Source organism: Amycolatopsis sp. M39, assembly GCF_001651785.1.
In the GTDB taxonomy this organism is placed as follows: Bacteria; Actinomycetota; Actinomycetes; order Mycobacteriales; family Pseudonocardiaceae; genus Amycolatopsis; species Amycolatopsis rubida.
Window position 1 is genome coordinate 98,582 of sequence record NZ_LWSF01000032.1, and the last position, 14,270, is coordinate 112,851.

A 14,270-nucleotide genomic window follows, 5' to 3' on the forward strand; every position below is an offset into this window, starting at 1 on the left:
AACGCACCGGCGCCCTCAGCCGATCGGCTGAGGGCGCCGGTGCGTCGCCGGTCAGGCGGCGGGCAGTCCGGCTCGCAGCGGCCGCGGACGGCGGCCCCAGCGCCGCATGACCGGGCGTTCGACGGCGACGTGCAGCAGCCAGCCGGCCAGCACGGTGGCCAGGAAGAAGCCGATCAGCACGACGATCGCGACGGGGGTGGAGAACTGGCGGCCGCCGATCAGCGTCCGGCCGTACAGCAGGACGATGCCTTGGCAGAGGTAGAACGCGAAGGACACCTCGCCGAGCCAGACCATCGGCCGGCTGCGCAGGCCGCCGGTGCGCGCGCCGCGCACGTCCGCGGACGCGAACGAACCCACCAGCAGCCCCAGGGACGCGATCATCGCCGCGTCGAACCGGAACACCGGCGGCAGCAGGAGGGACAGGGCGTAGCAGGCAGCGAACGCGAGCAACGACCAGCCGATGCCGACGCGCCACCGGCCGGTCCGGACGATGCGGGCGATCAGCATGCCGAGCAGGAAGTCGGGCAGCCGGGTCGGCGGGAAGAAATAGCCCAGCCAGAACTGCGCGGTGGACGGGGACCCGGCGGCGGCCGGCCCGCCGGGCGCCGCGAACTGGACCAGCAGCGCCACGGCGGCCACCGCGGCGGCCACGAGGCCGGCCGCCGGCCACAGCCAGCGTTCCGGAATCCGTGCCACCGGGCCGATCAGCAGCGGGAACACCAGGTAGAACAGCAGTTCCGAACACAGCGACCAGCTGGGCGAGTTGACGCTGATCGACGCGCCGGGGTCGGGCGAGAAGGACTGCACGAGCAGAAGGTTGGGCAGCCACCGCGACACCGGCGTCGTCGCCCCGGCGAACAGGAGCATCGCCGCTGCCCACACGACCGCGTGGTTGGGGTAGATCTTGAGCAGCCGGCGGCGGACGAACGAGCGCCCGGGTTCGCCGGGCCGGTGGGACCAGGCCAGGACGAATCCGCTGAGCACGAAGAAGAAGGACACGGCGGCGAAGCCGCTGGTGTTCAGCACCTCCGTGTACGGGACGGCCACGGCCGGATCGGCGAACAGGTTCACCGGCTGGCCGGCCGTCACCGGCGAGGAGGTGAGCGAGCTGTGGAAGGCGAACACCAGGCCGGCGGCCGCGAACCGCAGTCCGGTCAGGGACGGGCAGGCCGGCACGGCGGGCGAGGCCGATTCCGGTTTTCGGGCGCCGGGAACAGGCGGGTCGGCAACGGACACGGGAACTCCCCTCAGTGCGCTCCGGGCCGGGTGCCCGGAGCGGGACGAATCCTCGTCCGGCCGGGTGCGCGCAGCGCCTCCCTCCTTGCGCGATCAGAGCAGCCGAGAAGGCGATCCGCGGCCGTGCCGGTGCGAAGTTGGACGGGCAGGGACCGACAAACGGAGCAGGGAGAGATCCGATGCACGAAGGCTGTCCTGTCCTCGACCCGAGCGGTCGCGACCTCCACGGCGAAACGGCCCGGCTGCGCGGAATCGGCCCCGCGGTCCGGGTGGAGCTTCCCGGCGGCGTGCAGGCGTGGTCTGTCAACAGCTACGCCGCGGTGAAGAAGGTGCTCGGCGACCCGCGGGTCACGAAGAGCGCGCGCAACCATTGGCCGAGGTTCATCGACGGCGAAATCCCGCCGGACTGGGAGATGATCAGCTGGGTCGCGATGGACAACATGGTGACCGCCTTCGGGGCCGACCACGTCCGCCTGCGCCGCCTGGTCGGCAAGGCGTTCACCCCGCGGCGGGCCGAGGCGATCCGCCCGCACATCGCGGAGCTGACCGGCCAGCTGCTGGACAAGCTGGCCGCCGCCGGGCCGGGCGAGGTCGTGGACCTGCGGCAGCGGTTCGCCTACCCGCTGCCCGCCATGCTCGTCGCCGACCTGATCGGGATGTCGGAGGAGGCCCGGGCGGAGACCGCGAAGGTGATCGACATGATGGTCGACACCACGCTCACGCCGGAGCAGGCCCAGAAGACCCTCCAGGGCTGGCGCGGGGCGATGCGGACGCTGATCGAGCACAAACGGCGCGAACCCGGCGCCGACATCACCTCCGACCTCATCGCGGCCCGGGACGAGGACGGCTCCCGGCTGTCCGAGGACGAGCTGACCGACACCATCTTCGCCATCCTCGGCGCGGGCTCGGAAACCACGATCAACTTCTTCGACAACGCGATCACCGCGCTGCTCAGCCACCCCGACCAGCGGGCACTGGTGACCAGCGGCGAGATCGGCTGGGACGCGGTCATCGACGAGACGCTGCGGGTGCAGTCGCCGCTGGCGCACCTGCCGCTGCGGTACGCGGTCACCGACCTCGAGCTGGAGGGCGTGCACATCCGGCAGGGCGACCCGATCCTGGTGAACTACAGCGGCGTCGGCCGGGACCCGGCGCGGCACGGCGAGAGCGCCTGCGAGTTCGACGCGACCCGGGAGGACAAGGAACACCTGTCCTTCGGCTTCGGGCCGCACTTCTGCCTGGGCGCCGCCATCGCCCGCGCGGTCGCCGCGATCGGCCTGTCCGCCCTGTTCCGCCGGTTCCCGGAGCTGTCCCTGGCGGTGCCCGCCGAAGAGCTGGAGCCGCTTCCGACCTTCATCATGAACGGCCACCGCAGCCTTCCCGTCCGCCTGAGGGCCGCGGTGAACACGCCCTGAGACAGTTGCCGCGACAGCAGTGAGCGACCCTCGTGAAAGCGAGGGTCGCTCACTGCTGTCGGCCGGAGGCGGCGTTCGCGAAGAACCGTGTCCGGTTGCGGACTGCTTTGCCTGAGCCCGCTTGACGCGCTGATCGCCGGACGCCGGTGCCGCGGGGCGGACCTGCGCGGCAACAAGCCGCCCCCGCGTTCGCGGGGGCGGCCTGCGGGGTTGCTCAGTCCTGGTCCTGCAGAACCGAGAGGATGTTGCCCGCGGGATCGGCGAACCACGCGATCAGCGGGCCGCCGCCGCGGTAGATCCCGCGCTCGTCGGCGTCGAAATCGTCGTAGCGCAGGAATTCCACGCCGCGGCCGGCCAGCCGGTCCACGACGGCCTCGATGTCGGGCACCGGGAAATTCAGCACCGTGTAGTTGCCCGGCCGGTGCCGCGGGTGCTGGTAGACCAGCACCTCGCGGTCGCCCGCCACGGCGAGCCCGAGCAGGCCGTACTTCTCGTCGACCACGCGGACGTCGAGGCCGAGGACCTCGGAGTAGAAGTTCCGGGCCGCGTCGAGGTCGTCGACGGCGATCCCGCTGAATGCCTTGCTTTCGGTCAGCATCGTGCGGTCCTTCCGGTCGGTGGCAACGGAAAACGAGCGCCCCGGAAGCCGGGACGGCGGCCGGTCAGCGGCCGACGAGTTCGCCGGGGCCCGCGTTCTCGTCCGCGCCCCCGGACTCGGCCTGGTTGTAGGCCGGGACGTGGCGCAGCGTGATCAGGCACAGCACGCCGAGCACCGCGAACACGCCCGCGCTCACCCCGACCGACACGTTCAGCCCGTCGGTGTAGGCCGCGCGGGCCGTGGCCAGCAGCCCGGCGTCGGGACGGGGATGAGCCAGCAGCTCGCTCAGGCTCTGCCGCGCCGCGGCGGTCTGGCCGGACGCCGGCACGTCGGACAGGCCGGCCCGGTACACCGCCGCGCCCAGGCTGCCGACCAGTGCGATGCCCGCGGCCAGGCCGAGTTCGCTGAACGCCTGGGAAAGGCCCGAGGCCGAACCGGCCTGGTCCGGCCGCACCGAACCGACGACCAGCGCGGTGCCCAGCCCGGCGGGCAGGCCGTTGCCGCCGAGCGTCACCGCCCAGCCCAGCACCAGCAGCCAGGGACTGCCGGTGCTGGGCACCTGCGTGAGCATCAGGTACCCGGCCGCGGCGAGGACAAGGCCGGCCGCCATCACGTAACCGGGGCGGATCCGGCGCGCGAGCGCCGGGGCGCCGAGCGAACCGGCGATCATCGCCGCGATGGAGGGCACCAGCAGCAGTCCGGCGCGCAACGGGTCCAGCCCGGTCACGAGCTGGAGGAACTGGGTGACCAGGTAGGTGGTGCCGCCCAGGAACACCGCGCCGATCACGCTGATGGTCAGTGCGTTGCGCAGCGTGCGGTTGCCGAACAGCCCCAGGTCCAGCAGGGGATGGTCGAGGCGGCGCTGACGGCGCACGAACACCGCGCCGAGGGCCAGGCCCGCGACGACCGCCGCGACATACCGGAATTCCACGCCGTCGCGGGCCATCTCGGTGATGCCGTAGATGACGCCCAGCACCGCGGCCAGCGAAAGGGCGACGCTGACCAGGTCCAGCGGGACCGGGTTCTCGTCCCGGAACTCCGGCAGCACGAACGGGGCCAGCACGATGAGGAGCACCATCACCGGGGCGCCGATCAGGAACACGGAGCCCCAGCTGAACGACCGCAGGAGCAGGCCACCGACGAGCGGCCCCACCGCGTTGCCGCCGACGAAGCAGCTCATCCAGGCGCCCACCGCGAACGCCTGCTGCTTGGGCTGGCGGAACATCGTGCTGATCAGCGCCATGGTGGACGGGGCCATCGTCGCGCCGGCGACGCCCATGGCCGCGCGGGCGGCGATCAGCATGCCCGCGTTGACCGAGAAGGCCGCGACCAGCGTGGCCACCGTGAACGCGGCCGCGCCGATGACGATGAGCCTGCGGCGGCCGATGCGGTTGCCCAGCGTTCCCATCGTCACCAGGAAACCGGCGATCATGAAACCGAAGATGTCGGTGATCCACAGCTGCTGCACGGTGTCGACGTGCAGGCTCTCGCTCAGCCTCGGCAGCGCGAGGTACAGCACGCTCAGGTCGACGCCGAGCAAGAGCGTGGGCAGCAGCATCACCAGCAGCCCGGTCCACTCGCGCCGCCCGGCGGCTGGCACGTGTTCGGTCATTGTCCGGCCTCGTTTCGTCTCGGCGATCGGCTTCGGTACCCAGTACGACGGCCGATCCGGTCGGGAATCATCGGGTTCGCGGAAAAAGACGGCGGATCCGCGCGAAGAGAGCGCGCCAGGGCCGCCGGACCACGACGACCAGCACGGCGTCGCCGGGCCCGCGGTTGTACACCGCGCACTCCTCGCCCAGTCCGGCCAGGGTGAGCACGGCGTGCTCGTCGAAGTCCGCGCCGGCGCCGCCGGGGCAGCGGATCTGCACGCGGCCGCGTTCCACCAGCACGAGCGAGGCGCGTTCGGCTGCTTGCCCCGGCTCCGGCCACCGCTGGCCGGGGGCGAGGTCCACAGTGGACTGCGAGAACAGCCGCCGCGAAGCCATCACACGCTCCGCGGCAGGCCGAACGCCGGGTACAGGTCGGGGGTGAACACCCCCAGTTCGGCGATCAGGCCGTCGACCACGTCCAGCACGGTCAGGCCGAAGGCGCGGTAGGTCTCCGTGCCCGGTTCGCGGGTGTAGGTCGCGACCGCGAGCTGCCCGTTGGCCGAGGTGGCGCGGGTGGCGAACTCGACGGCGTCGTCGCCTCGCAGCGCGGGGGACCAGGCCCCCAGGATCGTGTCGCGGCCGGAGTACCAGATGGGGTCCGGCCCCATGTTGCCGCCGGCTCCGGACTGCTGGCCGCAGCGCGCGTCGGCGCGCAGCAGGTCGCCCAGCGCGTCGGCGTCGGCGTTGTCCAGCGCGGCCATGTACCGGCGCAGCACCGCGCGGTCCTGTTCGGAACTGCCCGGCGGCGACGTCCAGTCGATGCGCCGCCGCGGCAGATGCTTCTTCAGCGCCGGCCGGGCCCGTTGCAGGGTGCTGTTCACCGACGCGAGCGTGGCCTCCAGCACCGAGGCGGTTTCCTTGGCCGACCAGCCGAGGACGTCGCGCAGGATCAGCACCGCCCGCTGGTGCGGCGAAAGATGCTGGATGGCCGCGAGGAACGCCAGTTCGAGGGTCTCCTTGGCCTCCACCGCGTCCACGAGCGGCTCCGGGCACGGCTGCAGCCACGGGACCGCCACCGCGGGCAGCGGCGCCGCGCCCGGGTCGCCCGGAAGCGCGCCGTCGCCGGTCAGCGGGGTGCGGGACCGCTGGTCCAGCAGGTCCAGGCAGGCGTTGGTGGCGATCCGGTACAGCCAGGCCCGGAAGGTCGCGCGGCCCTGGTAGGCCTCTCGTTTGCGCCACGCGCGCAGGAAGGTCTCCTGCACCATGTCCTCGGACTCGTGGTACGAGCCGAGCATCCGGTAGCAGTGCGCTTGCAGTTCGAGGCGGTACCGCGCGGTCAGCTCGCCGAAAGCGGACTCGTCGCCCGCCTGTGCCGCGCTCACCAGGTCGGCGTTCTCGCCCCGGCCGCCGGATTCCACCTGGGTGGTCATGGTCGCCTCCGTGTCGTTCGGACCGTTGTGCTTCATGTGACGGCTGCCGGAGCGGAAACTCATCGGCCGCCGCCGGCGGGTTTCACGCGGCCAGCCGATTGTCGGGCCGTTCCGGGGCCGCGGCGACCGGTGCCGGGGCGGCCCGCCAGCCGTTGCGCAGCACGCGCAGCGCGGTCGCCGGGCTCAGCAGCGCCGACGGAGGGTCGACCAGCCCCGCCACCCGCATGAACGTGCTGGTGAGCCGGCCGTCGCGCGCCGCGGCCGCCCGCAGCCGCGCCAGGTAGGCGTTCAGGAATTTCACCTGGGCGGTGCGCTTGCCGGGCACTCCGGCGAATCCCAGGTCGCCCGCCGCGGACATGCCCCACGGCACGTCGATCACCTTCGCGATGCCGGCGAAGAACGCCCGGGGCCGCCCGGGCCCCTCCGCTTCCAGATGAGCCCGGAGGGCGAGCGCCTCCTGCGCGGCGACGGTCATGCCCTGGCCGTACACCGGGTTGAAGCTGCACGCGGCGTCGCCCAGCACCAGGAATCCCTCCGGGAAGCGGTCCAGCCGCTCGTAGCGGCGGCGGACGCTCGCGGGATACCGGAACAAGACGGCGTCGTCGAGCGGTTCGGCGTCCCGGATCACGTCGTGGACGTCCGGGACCGGCAGCGACCGGGCGAATTCCAGGAAGCCCGCCGGGTCGACCGGGGCGCTGTCGCCGAGCACGCCGGTCAGCGACACGACGCACCGGCCGCCGCCGATGTCGCTGAGGAACGCGCCGCGCGGGCTGGCCGGGGTGGACACCGGGTTGATGGACAGGTCGCCCTGCAGCACGTCCGGCGAGGACAGGGCGAAGTGCCGGGTGGTGTAGCTCAGCTTGACGGAAATCCGGTCCTCCGCGGGCCGCTCGTAGCCGAGTCCGGCCAGCCAGGCCGGAGTGCGCGAGCCGCGCCCGGTGGCGTCCACGACGAGGTCGGCCCCGACCGTGGCCCGCCGTTCCCCGGTCGCCGTGCGAACGCCGGTCACCCGGCCACGGCCGGGGGAGGCGGCCAGGCCGAGGACGTCCCGGCGTTCCAGCCGGACGTTCGGGATCGCCCGGACCCGTTCCCGCACGTGGTGCTCCAGCACCGGCCGGCTGGCCGACACGCAGGTCAGTCCGGTCTCGCCGGGGCTGAGCCGCCGGCCGTCGAAGAACCAGCGCAGGCCGCCGAGGTCGCCGGTCGGCACCCCGGCGCCGACCATCTCCCGGGTGAATCCGGGGAAGAGCTCCTCCAGGATCTGCTGGCCGCGGGCCAGCAGGCCGTGCACGTGCCGCCCCTGCGGCACGCCCCGGCGCGCGGCGGTCCCGCCGACGTCGTCCCGGTCGAGCACCAGCACGTCGGCGAAGCTCTCCGACAGCACCCGGGCGGCCAGCAGGCCCGCCATGCTGCCGCCGAGCACCACCGCACGATCGCGATTGCGCGTTTCCATCCAGGTCGCCTCCTACGTCCACCGCCGAGCGTCGAAACCCGGCCGAGAGTGGCACCCGCTCAGGAACGGGTACCACCTCCGGATTGCCCTGCCGGCACGTCCGGCCGAAGTCGTGCGAAACCCACGCCGATCGGGTTCGCCGGTCACTGTCCCCGGTCCGCGCTGCGTGCCGAGAATGGGCACCGCGCGGACATCTCCGGCCGCATTCCAGGACGACGACGCATCCTCGATGGGGGCTCGATGCTGGTACTCGGGATCAACGGCAACTTCGGGACCGAAAGCGCGGACCTGGTCCCCGGCATGCCGGACTACTACTTCCACGACGCCGCCGCCTGTCTCGTCCGCGACGGGGAACTGGTCGCCGCGGTGGAGGAGGAACGGCTCAACCGGATCAAGAAGACGACGAAGTTCCCGGTCAACGCGGTCCGGTCCTGCCTGGACGCGATCGGGGCGGAGCCCGGGGACGTGGACGCGGTCGGCTACTACTTCGACCGCGAGTTCACCGACCACGCCCTCAACAACTGGTACGCGGAGAACCCGGGAACGCCGCTGCGCTACGCGCGCCGGCTGATCGGGGACCGGCTGCACGACGGGCTCGGCTGGCGGCCCGCGGAGGACCGGCTGGTGTTCACCGAGCACCACGTCTGCCACGCCCGTTCCGCGCTGGCCCGGTCCGGAACCGACGAAGCGCTCGTCGTGGTGCTGGACGCCCGGGGCGAGGAGCATTCCGGCACCGTCTTCCGCGGCGCAGGCCAGGATCTGACCGCGCTCGGCCGGTACTCGATCGCGCAGTCGCTGGGCACGTTCTACGAGGCGGCGATCAACCTGATCGGGTACCGGTTCGGCGACGAGTACAAGGTGATGGGCTTGGCCCCCTACGGTGATCCCGGGCGCTACCGCGAGGTGTTCGACGGGCTGTGCCGGCTCGGGCCAGACGGCGGCTACGAGCTCAACCCGGGCTCCCCGGAAATGAACCTGGTCTGCCCGGCGTTCTTCGCGAACGGCTTCCTGCCCCGGCGCAAGGGCGAACCGCTGACCCAGCAGCACATGGACTTCGCGGCCGGGCTGCAGGACGCGCTGGAGCGGATCGTGCTGCACGTGCTCGGCCATTGGGCCCGCACGACCGGCCTGCGCAAGCTGTGCTTCACCGGCGGCGTCGCGCACAACAGCAGCCTGAACGGGCTGATCCTGCGGTCCGGGCTGTTCGACGAGGTGTTCGTGCACCCGGCCGCGCACGACGCGGGGGCGGCCGAAGGCGCGGCGCTGTCCGCCGCGCGGCGGCTGGGGGCGGCGCCGCCGCCGGTCGCCCGGCTGCGCAGCGCGAGCCTCGGCCCCGCGCTGGGCGACAGCTACCAGATCGAGCGCGCCCTGAAGGCATGGGGCGACCTGGTCGAGTACGAGCGGCCGGAAGACGTGGTAGACGCGACCGCCGAACTGCTGGCCGGCGGGGCGGTCGTCGCGTGGGCCCAGGGCCGGTCGGAGTTCGGTCCGCGCGCCCTGGGCAACCGCAGCATCCTCGCCGACGCCCGGCCGAAGGAGAACCAGACCCGGATCAACGCGATGGTGAAGAAGCGGGAGAGCTTCCGGCCGTTCGCCCCGGTGGTGACCAGCCGGGACGCGGCCGCGTTCTTCGACCTGCCGGAGACGGCGGCCAACTACGATTTCATGTCCTTCGTGGTCCCGGTCCGCGAGGAGCGGCGGGCCGTGCTGGGCGCGGTGACGCACGTCGACGGGACGGCGCGGGTGCAGGTCGTCGACGAGGAGACCGACGAGCGGTTCTCCCGCCTGGTGACCCGGTTCGGGGACCTGACCGGCACCCCGGTGCTGCTGAACACGTCGTTCAACAACAACGCCGAGCCGATCGTGCAGGACCTGGCCGACGTGCTCACCGGCTTCCTCACCACGGGGCTGGACGTCCTCGTCGCCGGGGATTTCGTGGTGCGCCGCAAGCCGGGGGCCGACCTGGCCTTCGACGATTTCGTGCTCGGCTTCCGGCCGGTCACGCGGGTCTCGCGGACCGTCGCGGCCGCCGGATGCGGGACCGGCGAGGCCCGCTGCGAGATCGCGCTGGACTACGCGACCGGCCCGCGCCGGGAGATCTCCGCCCGGCTGCACGACCTGCTGTCCCGAGCGGACGGCCGCCGGACCGTCGGCGAACTGGCCGGGCGCGCGGGCTGCTCCCTCGACGAGGAGCTCCGGCGGGAGCTGCACGCCCTGTGGCAGGACCGGATGTTCACGCTGGCGCCGAGGGTCAGGTAGGCCTCCGGTGTCCGTTCCCCGCCGGCACCGCGCCCGGCACGCCGACGACGCGCTGCAGCACGCGCTGGACGTCTGCGCCGAGGTCTACCGGCTGATCGACGCTGCCGCGCGGCACCGTCGGGCCGGCCGGCGGCCGGAAGCGGTCGAGGACCTGCGGACCGCGGCGACCGCGGCCCGCTCGGCCAACGAGGCGGTGAAGTTCTGCCTGGTGCGCGAGACGGACGCGGTCCGCGAGGAGGCGGCGAAGCGCGCCGCGTCCTGATGAGGAAAACCCCTTCGAGGAGGCTGGAATGACTGACAGGGCCGATGTCGTCGTGGTGGGCGGCGGGATCTTCGGCAGTTCGGCGGCGCTGCACCTGCTGGAGGCCGGGGTGCCGCGGGTGCGCCTGCTGGAGCGGGACGGCTTGTTCGAGGCCACGACTGGCGCGGGCGGCGGCTTCCTCNGGCTTCCTCGCCCCGTGGACCACGGTGTCGCCGCTGCACGGCGCGACGTCGCCGATGCTGCCGGTGGAGCGCTACGGCCTGGAGTTCTACGCCGGCCTGCACGAAGCGGGCTACGACGTGGACTACCGCCGCAACGGCCTGCTCTGGGTCTGCGCCAGCGAACCGGCCTGGGAACAGAACCGCGGCCTGTCCTGGACGGCGGCCGACCCGGACAGCGTCACGCTGACCGGCGACCGGATCACCGAGCTCACCGGCGGCGCCGTGCACGGCGACCTGGTGCGGGCGGCCCAGTACCTGCCCAGCGGCGCCCAGGTCACGACCGCCAAGGTCGCCGCGGCCATGGCCGACCGCATCACCGGGCTGGGCGGCGTGATCGACACCCGGCGGCCGGTCACCGGAGTCCGCGCCGACGGCGGCCGGGTGACCGGGGTGGACACGCCGACCGGACCGGTGGAGTGCGATTCCGTCGTGGTCGCGGCCGGCGCCTGGAACGCCGAACTGCTGCGGCCGCACGGTTATTTCCTGCCCGCCGTCCCGCAGATCACCTCGAGGATCATCACCGAGCCGATCGGGCTGCCGGAGACCCTGCCGGTGCTCATGCTGATGGGCACGCTCCCGGACGAGCCCGGCGGCGGCACCGTGCTGTGGGTGCGCTGGCACGACGGCGGCCTCCTGTGGGGCGGCATGTACACGACGTACCCGCGCAATGTCCTGGTCGACCGGCCGGTGCCCGGCCGGCTGGACGAACTGCCGACCGACGGCGTGCTGGAGAACCAGCGCGTGGCCCGGGCCGCCCGGTACCTGCCGGCGCTGTCCCGGCGGGCGAGCATCCGGGTCAAGCACGGTGCGCCGTGCTACACCCCGGACGACATGGCGCTGCTCGGCGCAGTGCCCGGCTTCGACGGGCTGTACGTCATGGGCGGCGACAACGAACTCGGCGTCACCCACGGCCCCGGTTTCGGCCGGGCGCTGGCCGAGCACATCGCGCTCGGCCGCACCGAACTGGTCGCGGACCTGGAACCGTGGCGGCCGGACCGCTTCGCCGGGAGGTTCTCGACCCAGTCCGAGGTGCTGGTGCCGGTCTCGGCGTCGTTCGAGCAGTTGGTGGTCGGCGAGTCCGCGGCTTGAATCGGGTGGTGCGGGGCAGGGCTGTCCGGGGGCTTCCGGGCGGCCTTGTCTCGTTGGGTGATCGGGGTTTCGGTGCTGGTCGCGTGGTCGGCGAGTCCGCGGCCTGACCGGTGGTGCGGGGCAGGGCCCGCGGGCGGCCCTTTCCGTTGTGCGCTCAGGGTTTTTTCGTGCCGAGGAACAGCCCGCGGGCGGCGAACCCGCCGTCCGCGGCGACGTGTTCGGCCGTGCAGCCCGCCCGTTCGATCGCGGTGCGGTACTGCTCGGCGGTGAAGAGGTGCAGCGGCTGCACGTGCCGCAGGTGGCGGATCCCGTCCGGTCCGGCTACCAGGTAGTCGGCCTGGTGCCGCACCGCGGCTCCGGTCCGCCGGGAGTGGGACAGCCGCAGGATGGTGCGGCCGGGCTCGCGCACCACGTCCCCGGCGACGTGACCGTCCCGAAAGGACTGGGGCGACCACCACGGGTCCACCGCGAGCAGGCCCCCGGGAACCAGGTGCGCGGCCATGCGCCGGCAGGCGGCGGCGAGCTCGGCCTCGTCGGCCATGTAGCCCAGGGAACTGGTCAGGCAGCACACCACGTCGAACGTCCGGCCCAGGTCGAAATCGCGCATGTCGCCCTGGTGCACCGGGATCCCGTCCAGCCTTCCCCGCGCGACCGCGCACATGGACGGCGAAAGCTCCACCCCGGCCAGATCGGCGAAGTGCTCGCTCAGCCCGCGCAGGTGCGCGCCGGTGCCGCAGGCCACGTCCAGCACGGACCGCGTGCGGCCGCGAGCGCGGGCGATCGCCGCGAGGACACCGGCGTCCGCGGCGAAATCCTGGCCGCGGCCCGCGTAGAACGCTTCGTACACCGTGCTGACGTCCTCGTCGTAGACCGCGCTCATCGGGCGTTCACCGACTCCAGCAGGGTGTCGGCCACGAAGTCGACGTCGTCGTCGGCGAGTGCCTGGTGCAGCGGCAGACACAGCGTGGCGGCCACCGCGTGCTCGGCGTTCGGCAGCCAGCCGTCCCAGTCGTAGGCGTCCACCGCGTGCAGCGCCGCGTACCGGAACGTGGTGTAGATCCCGGCCGCGTACAGGTCGGCGGCGACCTGGTCGCGCTGCGCCGGGTCCAGCTGGATCCAGTACATGTAGTGCGAGGACGTCTGGCCGCCGGGCAGCGGCGGCGGGGTCGTGATCCCGGCAGTGCCGCGCAGCCGCCGGTCGTAGCGGTCGGCGATTTCCTGGCGCCTCCGGACGAAGCCCCCCAGCTTGCCCAGCTGCACCAGGCCGATGGCGGACTGCACGTCGTTCATCACCGACCGCCGGGAGAACGACGAGATCTGGAACTCCCACCACCGCGTGCCGGCTTGCCTGGCCTGGGAGAACCCGCTGACCTGCTCCAGGCCGAAGTAGGTCAGCTTGCGGCCGCGCTCGACCAGACCGGGGTCGCGCGCGGTGAGCACGCCGCCGTCCCCGGTGACGAGGATCTTGGCCCCGTCGAAGCTCCACACGCCGATGTCGCCGACGGTGCCGCAGGCCTGGCCCTCGACCCGCGACGCCGGCGCGCAGGCCGCGTCCTCGACGAGCAGGATGCCGCGTTCCCGGCACAGCCGCGCGATCTCCGCCACTTCCCCGGCCCGGCCGCCGTAGTGCAGCACGATGACCGCTTTGGTGACCGGGGTCAGCGCGGCCTCCACGTCGGCCGCGGTGGGGTTCAGCGTGCGCGGGTCGACGTCGCAGAACACCGGCCGGGCGCCGCGCGAGGCGACCGCGTTGCCGGCGCCGACGAAGCTGACCGTGGGGAGGACGACGTCGTCGCCCGGGCCGACCTCGGCCAGCTGCATCGACAGGAACAGGCCTTCGGTGCACGAGTTGACCGTCATCACCCGGTCCTGCCCGACGCCGAGGTGCTCGGCGAACGCGGCCTCGAACTTGGCCGTCCGCTCGCCCTTCCCGACCCAGTTGCTCTCGAACACCTCGGCGACGGCGGCGACTTCCTCCGCGCCCAGGCTCGGCTGGAAGATGTTGATCATTGCTGTTCTCCTCTCGGTTCGCGCTCGGTCAGCAGCTGGAGAAGGCCCGCGACCGACACCCCGCCGACGATCTGCCGTCGCCGGATCAGGCCGGGAACCTCCGCCAGCGGCACCCAGGCGACGCGGTCGGACTCGTAGGCGTCCGGCGGCGGCCCGATCCGGTCGGCGCCCTCGGCCAGGAAGATGTACTGCTCGGCGTCGGTGATGCCGGCGATCGGCTGCAGATACCCGATTTCGCGGATCGACCGGGGCCGCCAGCCGGTCTCTTCCTCGGCCTCCCGGGCGGCGGCCTTCGCCGGGCTCTCGCCGCTTTCCATCCACCCGCCGGGCAGCTCCCAGTTCCAGGTGTCCGTGGTGAACCGGTGGCGCCACAGCATCAGCACCTGGTCCCGGTCGTTCACGATCACGATCCCGACCGAGGGCGCCAGCCGGATCAGGTGGTGCTCCCTCCGCTCGCTGTCGAATTCGATCTCGGACAGGCACAGCTGGACCCAGTCGCTGTGGTAGAGCTCGCGTTCCCCGTGCACCTTCCACCGCATAAGCGCTCCTCGGCTCGACACGCGTCGCGTCCACCGACGGTAGGGCTTCCGCGCGGGTCCGCCGTCCTGCCGATTGCGCGCCCGTCCAGCGCAGGGCAAGAGATGCCGGGGCGGCGGGCGCCGTTGTGTGATGGCGGGGAAGCACCGGCGCGGCGACAGCTCCAGG

General features: G+C 72.7%; 13 protein-coding genes. 4 read left to right on the forward strand and 9 right to left on the reverse strand.

Translation table 11 applies throughout. The features are described from left to right. Positions 1 to 51: 51 nt before the first annotated feature. Positions 52 to 1,236 (reverse strand): acyltransferase, encoded by a 1,185-nt coding sequence (locus tag A4R44_RS40320; RefSeq protein ID WP_198545639.1) that lies wholly within the window; start codon positions 1,234 to 1,236, stop codon positions 52 to 54. A gap of 179 nt (positions 1,237 to 1,415) precedes the next feature. Here A4R44_RS40320 and A4R44_RS40325 point away from each other — a divergent pair, with 179 nt between their 5' ends. Next, positions 1,416 to 2,651 (forward strand): cytochrome P450, encoded by a 1,236-nt coding sequence (locus tag A4R44_RS40325; protein WP_067593339.1) that lies wholly within the window; start codon positions 1,416 to 1,418, stop codon positions 2,649 to 2,651. 214 nt (positions 2,652 to 2,865) lie between these two features. Here the strand turns inward: A4R44_RS40325 and A4R44_RS40330 are convergent, their stop codons facing one another. The 5 genes from A4R44_RS40330 to A4R44_RS40350 all read right to left on the reverse strand — a co-directional run bounded on the left by A4R44_RS40330 (position 2,866) and on the right by A4R44_RS40350 (position 7,724). After that, positions 2,866 to 3,249, reverse strand: coding sequence for a VOC family protein (locus A4R44_RS40330; protein ID WP_067593342.1), 384 nt, complete (start codon positions 3,247 to 3,249; stop codon positions 2,866 to 2,868). 64 nt (positions 3,250 to 3,313) lie between these two features. After that, on the reverse strand, positions 3,314 to 4,861 hold the full coding sequence (locus A4R44_RS40335) for an MFS transporter (protein WP_067593345.1): 1,548 nt from the start codon (positions 4,859 to 4,861) through the stop codon (positions 3,314 to 3,316). Positions 4,862 to 4,928: 67 nt separating this feature from the next. Further along, positions 4,929 to 5,237, reverse strand: coding sequence for a hypothetical protein (locus A4R44_RS40340; RefSeq protein ID WP_067593348.1), 309 nt, complete (start codon positions 5,235 to 5,237; stop codon positions 4,929 to 4,931). Then, the gene (locus tag A4R44_RS40345; protein ID WP_067593453.1) at positions 5,237 to 6,271 is read right to left on the reverse strand and encodes an RNA polymerase subunit sigma-70; all 1,035 of its coding nucleotides are present in this window, start codon (positions 6,269 to 6,271) and stop codon (positions 5,237 to 5,239) included. Before A4R44_RS40345 ends, A4R44_RS40340 begins: the two co-directional genes overlap by 1 nt. A gap of 82 nt (positions 6,272 to 6,353) precedes the next feature. Further along, a complete protein-coding gene (locus A4R44_RS40350; protein ID WP_067593351.1) occupies positions 6,354 to 7,724 on the reverse strand; it encodes an NAD(P)/FAD-dependent oxidoreductase in 1,371 nt (456 codons plus the stop codon). Positions 7,725 to 7,964: 240 nt separating this feature from the next. On the opposite strand from A4R44_RS40350, the gene A4R44_RS40355 reads away from it, so the two are divergent. Genes A4R44_RS40355 through A4R44_RS40365 form a run of 3 tightly spaced genes read left to right on the forward strand, consistent with a single transcriptional unit; the run spans position 7,965 to position 11,555 of the window. Beyond that, positions 7,965 to 9,983: a carbamoyltransferase C-terminal domain-containing protein gene (locus tag A4R44_RS40355; RefSeq protein WP_067593354.1), complete on the forward strand. Its 2,019-nt coding sequence runs from the start codon at positions 7,965 to 7,967 to the stop codon at positions 9,981 to 9,983. A 7-nt stretch (positions 9,984 to 9,990) separates the two neighbouring features. Further along, complete coding sequence (locus tag A4R44_RS40360; RefSeq protein WP_067593357.1) at positions 9,991 to 10,245, forward strand: hypothetical protein; 255 nt, start codon at positions 9,991 to 9,993, stop codon at positions 10,243 to 10,245. Between the two features lie 44 nt (positions 10,246 to 10,289). Next, positions 10,290 to 11,555 (forward strand): NAD(P)/FAD-dependent oxidoreductase, encoded by a 1,266-nt coding sequence (locus A4R44_RS40365; protein ID WP_369806046.1) that lies wholly within the window; start codon positions 10,290 to 10,292, stop codon positions 11,553 to 11,555. A gap of 154 nt (positions 11,556 to 11,709) precedes the next feature. Here the strand turns inward: A4R44_RS40365 and A4R44_RS40370 are convergent, their stop codons facing one another. Genes A4R44_RS40370 through A4R44_RS40380 form a run of 3 tightly spaced genes read right to left on the reverse strand, consistent with a single transcriptional unit; the run spans position 11,710 to position 14,104 of the window. Further along, positions 11,710 to 12,435, reverse strand: coding sequence for a trans-aconitate 2-methyltransferase (locus A4R44_RS40370; RefSeq protein ID WP_067593363.1), 726 nt, complete (start codon positions 12,433 to 12,435; stop codon positions 11,710 to 11,712). Further along, positions 12,432 to 13,565, reverse strand: a complete 1,134-nt coding sequence (locus A4R44_RS40375) for a DegT/DnrJ/EryC1/StrS family aminotransferase (protein WP_067593366.1) — start codon at positions 13,563 to 13,565, stop codon at positions 12,432 to 12,434. Before A4R44_RS40375 ends, A4R44_RS40370 begins: the two co-directional genes overlap by 4 nt. After that, complete coding sequence (locus tag A4R44_RS40380; RefSeq protein WP_067593368.1) at positions 13,562 to 14,104, reverse strand: NUDIX domain-containing protein; 543 nt, start codon at positions 14,102 to 14,104, stop codon at positions 13,562 to 13,564. Before A4R44_RS40380 ends, A4R44_RS40375 begins: the two co-directional genes overlap by 4 nt. Positions 14,105 to 14,270: the final 166 nt, after the last annotated feature.

What these genes read in the sequence shown, in the direction of transcription:
- A4R44_RS40325 (WP_067593339.1), top strand. Translation starts at nt 1,416, where the DNA reads ATGCACGAAGGCTGTCCTGTCCTCGACCCGAGCGGTCGCGACCTCCAC.
- A4R44_RS40380 (WP_067593368.1), bottom strand. Translation starts at nt 14,104, where the DNA reads ATGCGGTGGAAGGTGCACGGGGAACGCGAGCTCTACCACAGCGACTGG.
- A4R44_RS40375 (WP_067593366.1), bottom strand. Translation starts at nt 13,565, where the DNA reads ATGATCAACATCTTCCAGCCGAGCCTGGGCGCGGAGGAAGTCGCCGCC.
- A4R44_RS40335 (WP_067593345.1), bottom strand. Translation starts at nt 4,861, where the DNA reads ATGACCGAACACGTGCCAGCCGCCGGGCGGCGCGAGTGGACCGGGCTG.
- A4R44_RS40330 (WP_067593342.1), bottom strand. Translation starts at nt 3,249, where the DNA reads ATGCTGACCGAAAGCAAGGCATTCAGCGGGATCGCCGTCGACGACCTC.
- A4R44_RS40370 (WP_067593363.1), bottom strand. Translation starts at nt 12,435, where the DNA reads ATGAGCGCGGTCTACGACGAGGACGTCAGCACGGTGTACGAAGCGTTC.
- A4R44_RS40340 (WP_067593348.1), bottom strand. Translation starts at nt 5,237, where the DNA reads ATGGCTTCGCGGCGGCTGTTCTCGCAGTCCACTGTGGACCTCGCCCCC.
- A4R44_RS40350 (WP_067593351.1), bottom strand. Translation starts at nt 7,724, where the DNA reads ATGGAAACGCGCAATCGCGATCGTGCGGTGGTGCTCGGCGGCAGCATG.
- A4R44_RS40355 (WP_067593354.1), top strand. Translation starts at nt 7,965, where the DNA reads ATGCTGGTACTCGGGATCAACGGCAACTTCGGGACCGAAAGCGCGGAC.
- A4R44_RS40345 (WP_067593453.1), bottom strand. Translation starts at nt 6,271, where the DNA reads ATGACCACCCAGGTGGAATCCGGCGGCCGGGGCGAGAACGCCGACCTG.